Annotated in this window: 15 protein-coding genes; 14 read left to right on the top strand and 1 reads right to left on the bottom strand. The window is 64.6% G+C overall.

Going from position 1 to position 12,972, the window contains the following annotated elements:
- Positions 1-2 precede the first annotated feature (2 nt).
- Genes LNV07_RS10230 through LNV07_RS10220 form a run of 3 tightly spaced genes read left to right on the top strand, consistent with a single transcriptional unit; the run spans position 3 to position 2,171 of the window.
- Positions 3-746 carry an amino acid ABC transporter permease gene (locus tag LNV07_RS10230; RefSeq protein ID WP_263571062.1) on the top strand — a complete coding sequence of 248 codons (744 nt, stop codon included), beginning with the start codon at positions 3-5 and terminating at the stop codon, positions 744-746.
- On the top strand, positions 746-1,411 hold the full coding sequence (locus LNV07_RS10225) for an amino acid ABC transporter permease (RefSeq protein WP_263571061.1): 666 nt from the start codon (positions 746-748) through the stop codon (positions 1,409-1,411). Before LNV07_RS10230 ends, LNV07_RS10225 begins: the two co-directional genes overlap by 1 nt.
- Before the next feature lie 25 nt (positions 1,412-1,436).
- Positions 1,437-2,171: an amino acid ABC transporter ATP-binding protein gene (locus LNV07_RS10220; protein ID WP_263571060.1), complete on the top strand. Its 735-nt coding sequence runs from the start codon at positions 1,437-1,439 to the stop codon at positions 2,169-2,171.
- Between the two features lie 3 nt (positions 2,172-2,174).
- Here LNV07_RS10220 and LNV07_RS10215 read toward each other — a convergent pair whose 3' ends face one another.
- A complete protein-coding gene (locus tag LNV07_RS10215; RefSeq protein ID WP_263571059.1) occupies positions 2,175-3,074 on the bottom strand; it encodes a LysR family transcriptional regulator in 900 nt (299 codons plus the stop codon).
- 100 nt (positions 3,075-3,174) lie between these two features.
- On the opposite strand from LNV07_RS10215, the gene LNV07_RS10210 reads away from it, so the two are divergent.
- The 11 genes from LNV07_RS10210 (at position 3,175) to LNV07_RS10160 (ending at position 12,947) form a co-directional block, all read left to right on the top strand.
- A complete protein-coding gene (locus LNV07_RS10210; RefSeq protein ID WP_263571058.1) occupies positions 3,175-3,927 on the top strand; it encodes an SDR family oxidoreductase in 753 nt (250 codons plus the stop codon).
- Between the two features lie 47 nt (positions 3,928-3,974).
- Positions 3,975-5,033 (top strand): dihydroorotase, encoded by a 1,059-nt coding sequence (gene pyrC, locus LNV07_RS10205; RefSeq protein WP_263571057.1) that lies wholly within the window; start codon positions 3,975-3,977, stop codon positions 5,031-5,033.
- Positions 5,030-5,776, top strand: a complete 747-nt coding sequence (locus LNV07_RS10200) for a DUF3025 domain-containing protein (RefSeq protein WP_397545557.1) — start codon at positions 5,030-5,032, stop codon at positions 5,774-5,776. The genes pyrC and LNV07_RS10200 overlap by 4 nt, the downstream gene beginning before the upstream one ends.
- Positions 5,777-5,886: 110 nt before the next feature.
- Positions 5,887-7,191: a S1 family peptidase gene (locus LNV07_RS10195; protein WP_263571055.1), complete on the top strand. Its 1,305-nt coding sequence runs from the start codon at positions 5,887-5,889 to the stop codon at positions 7,189-7,191.
- Entirely contained in the window at positions 7,167-8,177 is a 1,011-nt protein-coding gene (locus LNV07_RS10190; RefSeq protein WP_263571054.1) for an FHA domain-containing protein, read from the top strand. Before LNV07_RS10195 ends, LNV07_RS10190 begins: the two co-directional genes overlap by 25 nt.
- A gap of 129 nt (positions 8,178-8,306) precedes the next feature.
- Entirely contained in the window at positions 8,307-8,609 is a 303-nt protein-coding gene (locus LNV07_RS10185; RefSeq protein WP_263571053.1) for a DUF2249 domain-containing protein, read from the top strand.
- Between the two features lie 26 nt (positions 8,610-8,635).
- On the top strand, positions 8,636-9,844 hold the full coding sequence (locus LNV07_RS10180; protein ID WP_263571052.1) for an NnrS family protein: 1,209 nt from the start codon (positions 8,636-8,638) through the stop codon (positions 9,842-9,844).
- A 14-nt stretch (positions 9,845-9,858) separates the two neighbouring features.
- A complete protein-coding gene (locus tag LNV07_RS10175) occupies positions 9,859-10,347 on the top strand; it encodes an RrF2 family transcriptional regulator (protein ID WP_263571051.1) in 489 nt (162 codons plus the stop codon).
- Positions 10,348-10,351: 4 nt separating this feature from the next.
- Positions 10,352-11,533 (top strand): NnrS family protein, encoded by a 1,182-nt coding sequence (locus LNV07_RS10170; protein ID WP_263571050.1) that lies wholly within the window; start codon positions 10,352-10,354, stop codon positions 11,531-11,533.
- Positions 11,530-11,865: a metal-sulfur cluster assembly factor gene (locus LNV07_RS10165; protein ID WP_263571049.1), complete on the top strand. Its 336-nt coding sequence runs from the start codon at positions 11,530-11,532 to the stop codon at positions 11,863-11,865. The genes LNV07_RS10170 and LNV07_RS10165 overlap by 4 nt, the downstream gene beginning before the upstream one ends.
- Positions 11,862-12,947 (top strand): hypothetical protein, encoded by a 1,086-nt coding sequence (locus LNV07_RS10160; RefSeq protein ID WP_263571048.1) that lies wholly within the window; start codon positions 11,862-11,864, stop codon positions 12,945-12,947. The genes LNV07_RS10165 and LNV07_RS10160 overlap by 4 nt, the downstream gene beginning before the upstream one ends.
- Positions 12,948-12,972: the final 25 nt, after the last annotated feature.

Below are 12,972 nucleotides of genomic sequence, written 5' to 3'. Positions count from 1 at the left end.
CCTTGTCTAATTGGGATTGGCAGGTGTTCTGCAAGGACACCATCGACCAGCAGGACGTTCCTCGCTGCTTTGGCAGCGGCGGCGAAATCACCTATCTGGATTGGATGCTTTCGGCCTGGGGCTGGACCATGTCGGTGTCGGGCTTGGCGCTGCTGCTGGCCTTATTCTTCGGCGTGCTGATGGGTATTTTGCGCACCACGCCGAACAAGAAGCTGGTCTTGCTGGGCGACGCCTGGACCGAGTTGTTTCGCAATATTCCGGTGCTGGTGCAGGTCTTTCTCTGGTACTTCGTCGTGCCCGAGTTGCTGCCGGTGATGAAGCAGATACCGAGCTTCTTGCTGGTCGTGCTGGGCCTGGGCTTCTTCACCTCCTCGCGTATTTCCGAGCAGGTCAAGGCCGGTATCCAGAGCCTGCCCAAGGGTCAGACCTATGCGGGCTTGGCGGTCGGCATGACGCTGCCGCAAACCTACCGCCACATCTTGCTGCCGGTGGCGCTGCGTATCGTGATCCCGCCGCTGACCAGCGAGGCGATGGGCATTGTCAAGAATTCGGCCGTCGCCTTTGCGGTGTCGGTGCCCGAGCTGATCATGTTTGCCCGCCAGGCGCAGGAGGAAACCTCCAAGGGCATCGAAATCTATCTGGCGGTGACGGGGCTGTACTTCATCTCGTCGATCGCCATCTATGCGGTCGCCCGCTTCATCGAATTGCGCGCCCGCGTGCCGGGCATGGTGGGGAGCAGTCAATAATGAATCTCGATTTTGGCTTTCTCAACTGGGGTGTGGTCGGCAGCTATGTGCTGCAGGGCTTCTACTTCTCGGTGCAACTGACCCTGGTCGCCATGGTGGGCGGCATCGCTCTGGGCACCGCTTTGGCGCTGATGCGCTTGTCCGGCAAGCCGATGCTGGCGCTGCCGGCTGCGGCCTACATCAACACCATGCGCAGCATTCCGCTGGTGATGGTGATCCTGTGGTTCTTCCTGCTAATCCCTTTCCTCATCGGTCGGCCTCTCGGTGCCGAAATCTCGGCCATCGTGACCTTCACGCTGTTCGAGGCCGCCTACTACGCGGAGATCATGCGGGCCGGCATCCAGAGCGTGCCCAAGGGCCAGACCTATGCTGGCTACGCGGTCGGCATGAGTTATGGGCAGACGATGCAGTTGGTGGTCTTGCCGCAGGCCTTTCGCAATATGTTGCCGGTGCTGTTCACGCAGACCATCATCTTGTTCCAAGACACCTCGCTGGTTTACGCGATTGGTGCCTATGACTTGCTGAAGGGCTTTGAGACCGCCGGGCGCAATTTCAATCGGCCGGTGGAAACCTATCTGGTCGCCGCTGCGGTGTATTTCGTCATCTGCTTCAGTCTGTCGATGCTGGTGCGCCGCTTGCAAAAGAAGATTGCCATCATCCGCTAGTCATGCTGGCCCAGGAGAATCACAAATGATCGACATCAAAAACGTTTCCAAGTGGTACGGCACTTTCCAGGTGTTGACCGACTGCACGACCAATATCCAAAAAGGTGAGGTGGTGGTGGTGTGCGGGCCGTCCGGTTCGGGCAAGTCCACGCTGATCAAAACGGTCAATGCGCTGGAGCCCTTCCAGAAGGGCGACATCATTGTTGACGGCATCTCGCTGGCCGATCCCAAGACCAATCTGCCCAAGCTGCGCTCACGCGTCGGCATGGTGTTTCAGCATTTCGAGTTGTTCCCGCACCTGAGCGTGACCGAGAACCTGACGATTGCGCAGATCAAGGTCTTGGGCCGCACGCCCGACGAGGCCAAGGTGCGCGGCCTGAAGATGCTGGATCGGGTCGGCTTGTCGGCACACAAGGACAAATTCCCCGGTCAGCTGTCCGGCGGGCAGCAGCAGCGGGTCGCGATCGCGCGCGCGCTGTCGATGGACCCGATCGTGATGTTGTTCGACGAGCCGACCTCCGCGCTCGACCCCGAGATGGTCGGCGAGGTGCTGGACGTGATGGTTAAGCTGGCCGAAGAGGGCATGACGATGATGTGCGTGACCCACGAAATGGGTTTCGCCAAAAAGGTCAGCCACCGGGTCATCTTCATGGACGCCGGCAAGATCGTCGAGGACTGCAAGCGCGAAGAGTTTTTCGGCAAACCCGAACAGCGCTCGGCGCGGGCCAGGGAGTTCCTGGACAAGATCCTGCAGCACTGAGGATCAAGCGGGCAGCGCCTGCGCAAACAGTGCCTGCAGCCAGTCGGCAAACAGCCGCACCCTGGCCGACAGTTGCCGGCTCTGCGGGTAGAGCACGCTAACGGGCAAGACCGGCGGTGGCGACTGGGGCAAGACCTGCAGCAAACGGCCAGCCGCCAAGTCCGCCGCTACCCGGTAGCGCGGCAATTGCACCAGGCCCAAACCCGCCAGCGCCGCTGCGGCATAGGCATCGGCGCCGCTGACCGACACGCGGCTCGCGAGCGTGAGCGTCCGCATCTCACCGTCAAGCATGAATTCCAGCGGCAGCGCCCGCCCGGTGGCACTCGACACGAAGTTCACAGCACGGTGGCCGGTCGTCAGTCCGTCGAGCTTGGTCGGCATGCCGAACTCGGCGAGATAGGCCGGGCTGGCGCAGGTGATCTGCTCTAGCGTTGCCACCCGGCGGCCGACCATGGACGAGTCTTGCAGCAGACCCGCCCGCAGCACGCAGTCCACCCCCTCGCGCAGCAGGTCGACCAAGCGATCGCCCTCGCCAATATGCAGCTCAATGTCCGGGTAAAGGGCCAGAAACGCGGGCAGCGCCGGGATCACAAAGCTGCGTGCCAGCGTGCCCTGCAGGTTCACCCGCAGCAGACCCTTGGGCGCCTTGTTGCGAAACGAGTCCTCGGCCTCCTCCATATCGGCCAGCAGGCGCAAGCAGCGCTGGTAATAGGCCTCGCCGTCCAGCGTCGGGCTGACTTGACGGGTGGTGCGCTCCAGCAGACGCACACCAAGCCGGGCTTCCAGACTTTGAATCGCATTGCTGACGGTGGCGCGAGGGATTTGCAGGTCGTCGGCGGCCTGGGTGAAGCTGCGCCGCTCGACGATGCGCACAAACACCCGCATTTCATCGAATCGGTCCATGATTGTTTGGATTTGTCGAATAGTGTTAGTGAATTTTCCATGATTATCTTTATTGTTCGTGCAGTCATGATTCGATCATTCGAAACAACAAGGACATTTCATGAGCGCCAACGCAGCCAAGCAAGTCAATAAGGTCGCCCTCGTCACCGGCGCCTCGCGCGGCATCGGCGCCGCGATCACAAGACGCCTGGCCGCAGCGGGCTACGCCGTCGCCGTCAACTACGCCAACAAGGCGGCCGACGCCGAGGCGCTGGTGGTGGCGCTGCGGGCCGAGGGTTATGTCGCCGTGGCGATCCGGGCCGATGTCGCCGATGCCGCCGAGGTGCGGGCCTTGTTTGATGCCACCGAGCGGGCGCTGGGCAAGCTCGATGTGCTGGTGAACAATGCCGGCATCCTGGGCGTGGCGCCCTTGGCCGACACCAGCGATCAGTTGTTCGAGCAAACCCTGGCCATCAACCTGCGCGGCAGCTTCAACTGCATGCGCGAAGCCGCCCGACGCATGAATGATGGCGGGCGTATCGTCAATTTCTCCAGCAGCAGCCTGGCCTTGAAGCTGCCGGGCTACGCCGTCTACAACGCCAGCAAGGCGGCGGTGGAGGCGCTGACGCCGGTGCTCGCCAAAGAGTTGCGCGGCCGCAATATCAGCGTGAACGCGGTGGCGCCGGGCCCGGTCGCGACCGACTTGTTTCTGAGCGGCAAGACGCCCGAGCAGATCCAGACCTTTGAAAAAATGCCGCCGCTCGAGCGCCTCGGCCAGCCCGACGATATCGCGGACTTGGTGTGCTTCCTGGTCGGCCCACAGGCGGCTTGGGTCAACGGACAAGTGCTGCGCGCCAACGGCGGTTTGGCCTGAATAAGTCTGGCTGAAAACTGGCCGTTGAGTTTTGGGACAATCCCCCCATGGCCAACACACCCAACTCCACCGTGGCTCCCCAGGAGCTGAGCATCACCCGCCCCGATGACTGGCATTTGCATGTGCGCGACGAGGGGGCGATGCAAAGCGTCATCCCGTTCACGGCGCGCCAGTTCGGCCGTGCCATCATCATGCCTAACCTGCGGCCTCCGGTGACCAGCGCCGCGCAGGCGGTGGCTTACCGCGAACGCATCCTGGCGGCGGTGCCCGCCGGCATGAGCTTTCAGCCCTTGATGACGTTGTATCTGACCGACCTGACCCCGGTCGACGAGATCAAGCGGGCCAAGGATGCCGGCGTGGTCGCTTTGAAGCTCTACCCGGCCGGCGCCACCACCAATAGCGATGCCGGCGTCACCGACATCCGCAAGACCTACAAGACGCTGGAAGCGATGCAGCGCGAAGGCCTCTTGCTGCTGGTGCATGGCGAGGTCACCGACCCCGACATCGATGTGTTCGACCGCGAGGCGGTTTTTATCGACCGCGTGATGCAGCCGCTGCGCCGCGATATGCCCGAGCTGAAGGTGGTGTTCGAACACATCACCACCTTGGAGGCCGCGCAATTTGTGGCCGGCGCCGATGCCTTCACCGCTGCGACCCTGACGCCGCAACACCTGCTCTACAACCGCAACGCCATCTTCACCGGCGGCCTGCGCCCGCATTACTACTGCCTGCCGGTCTTGAAGCGCGAGATCCATCGCCAGGCCTTGATCAAGGCCGCCACCTCGGGCAGCCCCAAGTTCTTCCTCGGCACCGACAGCGCGCCGCATGCTTCGCAGATGAAGGAGAACTCGGTCTGCGGTGCCGGTTGCTTCACCGCAGCTTCGGCGATGGAGCTGTATGCCGAGGCCTTCGAGGCGATGGGCGCGCTGGACAAACTGGAGGCTTTTGCCAGCTTCAACGGCGCTGATTTTTACGGCCTGCCGCGCAATACCGAGCGGGTCACCTTGCGCAAGCAGGACTGGACGCTGCCAAGCGCCGTGCCTTTTGGCGAGGCGCAGCTGAAGCCGCTGCGTGGCGGCGAGACCTTGAGCTGGAAGCTGCTCTGAACTGGAGCCTGGACTGGAGCGCCGCTTGGTTGGCGCCTTACCGGCAGACCGGCGAGGCCTTGACCGCGGACTTGCGGGCGGGCGCCACGGTTGCCGAGGCGCTCAACCGCCGGCTGCCCGAGCGGCCGATTCGGCTGAGCCATGGGGATTTGTGTTTCGTCGCGCAAGCGGATCTGCCGGCCGGCGAGGCCTATGAGGCCTTCATTCACCGCAGCGCTTGCGTGCCGACCCGCGACAACCTGCATGACTTGCTGAACGGCCTGATCTGGCTGCATTGGCCCGAGCTCAAGACGGGGCTGAACGCCGCGCATATAGAGGCCTTGGCCGTCAGCGGCGGCGTGCAGGCGCAGCGCGGCCGCTTGCGCGATGCCTTGACGGTGGTGGATGAAAACGCCGCCCTGCTGCAAGCTCCGCCTGAGCTGTGTGAGGCCTTGGTGGCGCGCGATTGGCAGCGCCTATTCATCCATTTGCGGCCGCTGTGGGCGCAGGCGAGGCTGCATTTGATCGGTCATGCCTTGCTTGAAAAACTGATGCAGCCGCGCAAGCCGATCTGTGCCCATGTCTTGGTCATGCCTTTGGACGGTTGCGCGGCTTTGATCGACGCGCCGCTTGATCCGGCCTGGCTGGCCGGCAAGCCCTTTCACCCCTTGCCGGTGCTGGGCGTGCCGGCTTGGTGGGCGGGCAATGAAGACGAGAACTTCTATGCGGACACCGGTGTTTTCCGCCCTGCAGCGCGTGGGTAAACCGGCTAGCATCGCGCAATTGTGAGATGCGGGGGAATCGCTTGCTGATTTTTCGATCTGGTTTTAGGGCCGGCCAGCGTTGCTGTGCGGCCATTGTCTTGTCGTTTGGCATGGCGGCGCTTGCGCAGCCGAATGCGCCGGCTCCCGCCGCGCCTGCCTCGGCCGCTGCTTCGGCACCGCCGGCCCAGGTGTCGGCCAGTGCGCGGCGAATTTATGAGGATGCCCGATCGCAGCTGCTGCAGATCCGCACCCTGCTCAAGACGCAGAACAGCCAGGCCTCGGTCGGCTCGGGGTTCTTGGTCAGCGCCGATGGGCATGTCTTGACCAATTACCATGTCATCAGCCAGTTTGCCCTGGAGCCTGAGCGTTATCGCCTGCGCTTCGCCAGCACCGATGGCCAAGAAGGGCAATTGGAATTGATCGACTTTGATGTGCGCCGCGATCTGGCTTTGCTGCGCACCGTGCCCGGCGCCTTGAAAGAGCGCGGCGTGCTGAACTTCCGCCCGCCCACCATGCCCTTGTCCAAGGGTGACCGCATCTACTCGATGGGCAACCCGCACGACATTGCCTTTGCCGTCGTCGAGGGCAATTACAACGGCCTGGTCGAGCGCAGCTTTGATCCCTTGATCTACTTCTCGGGCGGCATCAACCCGGGCATGAGCGGCGGGCCGGTGGTCGATGAAGAAGGCCGCGTTGTCGGCGTCAATGTGTCGGTGATGTCCTTCGCGCAGCAGATGAGTTTTCTGGTGCCGGGTCAGTATGCGCAAGCGCTGCTTGAGCGCAGCCGCGGCGCCAAGCCTTTGACGGCGCCCGCCTGGCCGCGTTTGCGCGAGCAGTTGATGGCTTATCAGGCCGAGTTGACTCAGCGCTTCCTGGCTCAGCCTTGGGCAAGTGCTGGCCATGCACATTACCAGTTACCTGTGCCGCAAGAACAGTTCATGCGCTGCTGGGGGCGGGGCACGCCGGCCGACACCAAGGGCCTGGAGTTTCAGCGTTCGCAATGCCGGATGGAGCATGCGGTGTTCGTCAGCGGTGCGCTGCAGACCGGCTATCTGGACATGTCGCACGAGGCCTATGACGGCAGCAAACTTGGCGCGATCCGCTTCGCCAAGCAGTATTCGGGCAGCTTTCGCAATGAGCGACTGGGTCGCGAAGACAAGTACCGCACCGCGCCTTTTTGCAAGGAGGACTTCATCTCGCGGGACGGTTTACCACTGCGGGCGGTGGTTTGCTTGCGTGCCTATCGCAAGCTCACCGGGCTGCATGATTTGAGCGTGCTGGTGACGACCGTTGACGGCAGCACCGAGGGCGCTTTGGGGCGCTTTGATGCCCGCGGCGTCAGCTTCGACAACGCCTTGAAATTGAGCGCGCATTACCTGGAGGGCTTCGCATGGATCAGCGCCAAGAACAACTGATTGCGGTCATCGAAGTCCTCGGGCGTGATGGCTTGGTGCGGCAGGTGCAGCGCATCACGCGCTGGCCGGCCAGTATCGGGCGTTCGCCTGCATGCGATGTGGTGCTTGATGATGTCCACTTGGCGGCCGAGCATGCGCAAGTGCAATGGGATGAACAAGGCGTTGCCAACTTGCTGCTGATGCCCAGCCTCAACGGCGGCTGGATGGGCGAGCGGCGCCTCAAAGCGGGAGATGCCGCTGCCTTGGGCGGCATGTCGAACTTTCAGCTCGGCGCTAGCCATTTGCGCTGGCGCAGCAATGCCGAGCCCCTGGCGCCCGAGTTGCCGTTGCAGCAGCATCAGCAGCGCGCGGCGAAAGTCGCTGCCGCTTGGGTACCGGCCTTGCTGCTGCTCTGGTTGGGCTTGCTGTGGTTTGATCGTTGGTCGGAGCTGAATCCCGGTTCGCCCTGGGTCGATTACAGCAGCGCGGTCTTGGGGCCCTTGGTGGTTTTGCTGGGCTGGGCCGGGCTGTGGTCTTTGGTGACGCAGTTGTTCCAACACCGTTTTCCCTTCGTGACCCATCTGCGCCGGGCTTTGATCGCCGTCACGGCGCTGCATCTGATCGGCATCAGCCTGCCGGTGCTCGCTTTCGCCATGTCCTGGCCGCGTTTGCTGGTGCTGGATGCCATGGTCTTCCCCGCAGGCTTGGCGGCGCTGCTGTGGTGGCACGCCAGCTTGGTCTGGCCGCGAGCCCGGCCTTGGCTGGCACTGGCCGCGCTGTCCGGCCTGGCCACCTTGACGGTGCTGACGGTCGCCCGCCGCCAGGAGCAGCAATATTGGTTCGGCCCGCCCTATTTGAGTACCTTGCCGCCACCTGCCTTCCGCCTGGTTGAACCGAAGTCACCGCAAGCCTTGATCGACGCTTTGAGGCCTTTGGAGGCTGAGTTGGCTCGCCAAGCCAATAAGGACAATGACGCGAGCGGCACCGAGGCCGGGGGCGAAGAGTAGGGCTAGGGGGCGGTCCGCCGGCAAGGCCTCCGGTTTGCGTTAGATCATAAGTTCTATTTTGAATATTGCTTTTGGTGAAGTTTGCTTTCACAATAGGTGCATTCAATATGCAACTTATGAAAGAACGATATGGACACCGACTTCAAGCCCATGGCGCCCAGCCAAGCCATCAAGCCGCTCATCGACGTTCGGCTGATCCCTCCGGCCCAACGCCATGCGACGATCTTTCAGCATTTCGAGGCTTTGCCGGTGGGGGGCTGGATCGATCTGCTGGTCGACCATGAGCCACTGCCGCTGAAGGGCCAGTTCCAGGCCATGTGGCCGGGCCTGTTTGATTGGCAGACGCTGGAAGCGGGGCCCGTGCAATGGCTGGTTCGCGTCAGCCGCAAGCCTGCTGCCAAGGCCTGCTGCGGCTGCTGCAGCGGCGCCTGAGCAAGTAATTCAGCGGAGCAGCTTCGATGAGCAGTGTCTTTGTTCAACTGCAGGAGCCGCGGCCGCGGGTCAGCCAAGGCCTGGCGCTTTGGGATCTCGGCTTTCGGCCCTTTTATTTGCTGGCCGCGCTGCTGGCGCTTTTGTCGGTGCCGCTGTGGGCCTTGCAGTTCAGCGGGCTGTTGAGCGCCGGTGGCTTGCGCGGTGCCGCCTGGCATGCGCATGAGATGGTGTTCGGCTACGCGCTGGCCATCGTCATCGGTTTCCTGTTCACGGCCGGGCGCAATTGGTCCGGCAAGGCGACGCCGACCGGGCGCCCGCTGATGGCTCTGGCCGGCTTGTGGTTGCTGGCCCGCGTGCTGGTGCTGACGCCCTGGGTCTGGCCGGCGCTGCTGGTCAATGTGGCCGTGCCTTGGGCGGCGGCCTGGGGTCTGTGGCGTGCGCTGGCGGCCGGCGGCAACAAGCGCAACTATTTCTTCGTTGGCCTGCTGTTCGCCATGGGCTTGGCCGTGGCCGCCTTGCATCTGAACCTGATGGGCCTCCTGCTGCCTTTGCCGCGCCAATTGGCGAACGGCCTGGGTCTGCCCTTGGCCTTGGACATCGTCTTGTTCATGATCGCCGTGATGGCCGGGCGGGTGTTGCCGATGTTCTCCAACAACGGGGTGCCGGGCATGAACGCGCGCCGCGATGAGAGGCTGGAGCGCGTGGCCATGAGCAGCGTTTTGTTTGTGCTCGCCAGCGATGGGCTGGGCATGGACGGTCCCGTGTTGCTGACGGCTTTGATCTTGGCCCTGGTGGCGCACAGCGCGCGCTGGTGGCTCTGGCAGCCCTGGAAGACGCTGGGCAATCCGCTCGTCTGGGTGCTGCATGCGGCCTACGCCTGGCTGCTGCTGCATCTGGCCTTGCGGGCAGCCGCAGTGCTGGGCTTGCTGCCTTCGGGCCCGGCCACCCATGCGCTAACCGTGGGCCTGATCGGCTTGATGACGCTGGGCATGATCACGCGCACGGCGCTCGGCCATACCGGCCGGCCACTGAAGGCGGGGCCGGTGGAACTGGCGGCCTATCTGGCGATGCTGGGCGCAGGGCTGGTGCGGGTGTTCGTGCCGCTGCTGCTGCCGGCCGCCTTGATGCAGGCGGTATGGTTGTCCGCAGCCTTGTGGAGTCTGTCGTTTGCCATCTATTTGTGGCGTTATGCGCCGATGCTGATTCGGCCAAGGGTTGACGGCCTGCCGGGCTGACTTGAGAGAATTCGATGCGACTCACCACCATGACCGACTACGCGCTGCGGCTGCTGATCTATTTGGGTCAGCACCCTGAGCGCCTGTGCACCACCGGCGAGGTCGCGCAGGCCTATGGAATTTCCGAGGCGCATCTGACCAAGATCACCCACCAACTCGGCCAGCATGGCTGGATCAGCACGGTGCGCGGCAAGGGCGGGGGCATGAAGCTGGCCTTGCCGCCGGCCGAGCTGATGCTGGGCGACCTGGTGCGCTCGGTCGAGTCGGACTTCTACCTGGTTGAATGTTTGGGTGCGGCCAATAGCTGCAATTTGACCGGCATGTGCAGCCTCACCGGCATCGTCAACGCGGCGCTGGCCGCCTTCATGGCCGAGCTGGATCGCCATTCGCTGGCCGACCTGTTGAGGCGCCCGTCCGGGGCCAAGCTCAGCAGCATTGTCAGCCTGCCGAAGCCGCGCCGCGCTTCAAGCTTGAAGCCGCCGGTGCCGCTCGGCGAAGCTTGAACCTATGCCCCATCGCCCGCTGTTCGGCGCCGCGGCAATGCTTTGGCCCGTGGCGGGTTTGTGGTGGTACTTGCGTTTGCGCGGCGGCCAGACCACGCTGCTGCCGGCCGCGGCCTTGCACGGCTTGCTGATGGGTTTGGGCGTCATACCCCTGTTCATTGCCGGCTTTGCCTTCACGACGCTGCCGCGCTGGTTGGGCCTGCCCGCGCAATCGGCGCGCGGCCTTTGGGCGCCTGCCGCCGGAATCTGGCTGGCCTGGTGCGCGCTGCTGCTGGCCGATGGCCTCGGCCTGCGCTTGGTGGCCGCCCTCGCGGCCTTGCTGATAGGCCTGCTGCTGGCGGGCCTGGCGCTGCGCTTGCTGCTGCTTTGCCGCTTGCCCGCCGCGCGCTTCTCGCCGCATGCGCTGGGTTTGATTGCCGGCCTGGCCTGGATCGGCTTGAGCCAAATGCTGGCGGCGCTGGCGATCGGCCTCGACCGTCTCTTGCTGCTGCAAGTCGCCGCCCGCCTGGGGCTGTGCTTGGGCGTGGCCGGGGTGTTCGCGCTGGCGCTGCAAAGACTGACGCCTTTTTTGCACCAGCAAGGCCGGCGTGCCCCGGCCTTGTTTGCGGCCTTGTTGACGGGCCTGGCGGCGCGCAGCGGGCTTGAGTTGGCAGGGCTGAGCGGCCGGCGGCCGAGCGCCGGCCTGGCCGCCATCGCAGCAATTGGCTTCGCGGCGCTGGCCTTGCTGTTGTGGCGCGATGCCAGGCGCCCCGAACTGGCCGCCGCCCGGCGCACGCCCTTGGTGGCGCAACTCTATATCGGCTATTTGTGGCTGGGCCTCAGCTTTGCGCTGGAGGCTTGGGCGCAGGCGGCCGCGGCCCTGGGTCTTGGCAGCGAGCTGGGCTTGGGGCTGGCGCCGCTGCATGCGCTGAGCCTGGGCTTTATGGGCGGCACGCTGCTGGCCATGGTCAGTCGTGTGACTGCCGTCCAGCAGGGTCGCAGTGTTGCCGTGGACGCCTGGCTCTGGGTCTTGCAGGCCTTGCTGCAGGCGCTGACTTTGGCGCGGCTGTTCGGCGCGATCTGGCCGGCAGCGGCGGGCTTTTTACTGCCTTATGCCGCGGCCGGTTTCGCCCTATTGGGCCTGGGCTGGGCCGGCCGCTACCTGCCTTGGTTGCTGCGCCGGCCTGCAGCGAGAATGCCGCCATGAACGAATCCGAACTCTTCTCTTCACTGCGCGAGCAAATCATGCAAGCGCTGCGCGCCGTTGCCGACCCCGAAATCGGCGAGAACATCGTCGACCTGGGCCTGGTCGAAAGCCTTGAGCTGGGTGAGCGCTTGGCCGCGCTGACGCTGGTGCCGACCAGTGCCACCTGCCCGATGGCGGACCAGATCATCGAGGATGCCGGCTGCGCGATCGAGCGCTTGTGCCCCGCCGATTGGCGCATCGAGGTGGAGATGGACTGGGACAAGGTCTGGACGCCCGAGCGCATGGCTCCCGCCCTGCGCCTGCGCTTTGCCTGGGGTGGCGGCTCGGCATGAGCAAACCGCCGCGTCGCTTTGGCCCGGCCCCGCTGCCGCGCGGATGGATTCTGATCTGCGCCTTGCTGGCCTTGTTGAATCTGCTCGGCGCGCTGGCCGGCGGGCTGCAGAGGCTCGGCAGTTTGCCCCTGGCCACGGCACAGGCGGGCCCGATGGCGCAGGCCTTGTTGCTGCATGGCGCGCTGATGTCGGCCGGCTTTTTCGGAACCTTGATCAGCCTGGAGCGGGTGGTCGCGCTGCGGCGCGGTGTCTGGGTGCCCTTGGTGTCGGGTGCCGCCGGTTTGTTGGCCCTGGCGGGCACCACGCAATGGGCCGCCGGGCTCTGGGCCCTGGCGGCGGCTGGGCTGATCTATCTCTATCTGTGGGCGGCCAGGCACCGGGCGCTGTCGCTGCCCTTGGCGGTCGAAGCGAGTGCGGCCTTGGCTTTGCTGTGGGCGGCGCTGGCGTTTGCGTCGGCCGCATCGATGCAGGCGCGCTGGGCCTGGAGCTTGTTTTTGCTGCTGACGATTGTCGGCGAGCGGCGTGAGTTGATGCGCTTGCGGCCGCTGCCGATTTGGGCCGGCCGCGTGTTTCTATTGGCCTGGGCGCTGCTGGCCGGGGTGGCCTTGTTGATGGGCCCGGCGCCGTTGTTGGCGGCCAGGCTGGGCTGGTCGGTGCTCGGTCTGCTGGCGCTGTGGTTGCTGTGCTTTGATTTGGCGCGGCTGCAATGGCGCATGCCCGGCTGGGCCGGCCATACCGCGATTTGCCTGTTGCTGGGCTATGTCTGGCTGCTGGCGGCGGCGCTGGCGGGCTTGGCCGGCCAAGGCCATGCCGGCGGCATTGCCTGGCATCTGCTGTGGTTGGGTTTTGTCTTCGCGATGGTGTTCGGCCATGCGCCCATCATGCTGCCGGCGCTGGCCGGCCTGCGCCCGCGTCCGAGCCGCTGGGCCTTGGCACCGCTGGCGCTGTTGGCCGCCAGCCTGTTGCTGCGCAGTGTCGCCGTGCTGGGCGGGCGGCCGTCTTGGTTGGCCGCCGCCGGCCTGGGTCATGCGCTGGCCTTGCTGTCCTTTGGTCTGACGATGGCGCTGTTGTCGCGCCGCTGATGCCGATCGAAACGGCTAAAGTCGA

Source organism: Roseateles oligotrophus, assembly GCF_025717515.1.
Classification (GTDB): domain Bacteria; phylum Pseudomonadota; class Gammaproteobacteria; order Burkholderiales; family Burkholderiaceae_C; genus Paucibacter_A; species Paucibacter_A oligotrophus.
The sequence above is the reverse complement of the archived record's forward strand: the minus strand, read 5'-3'. Positions and strand labels throughout refer to the sequence as shown.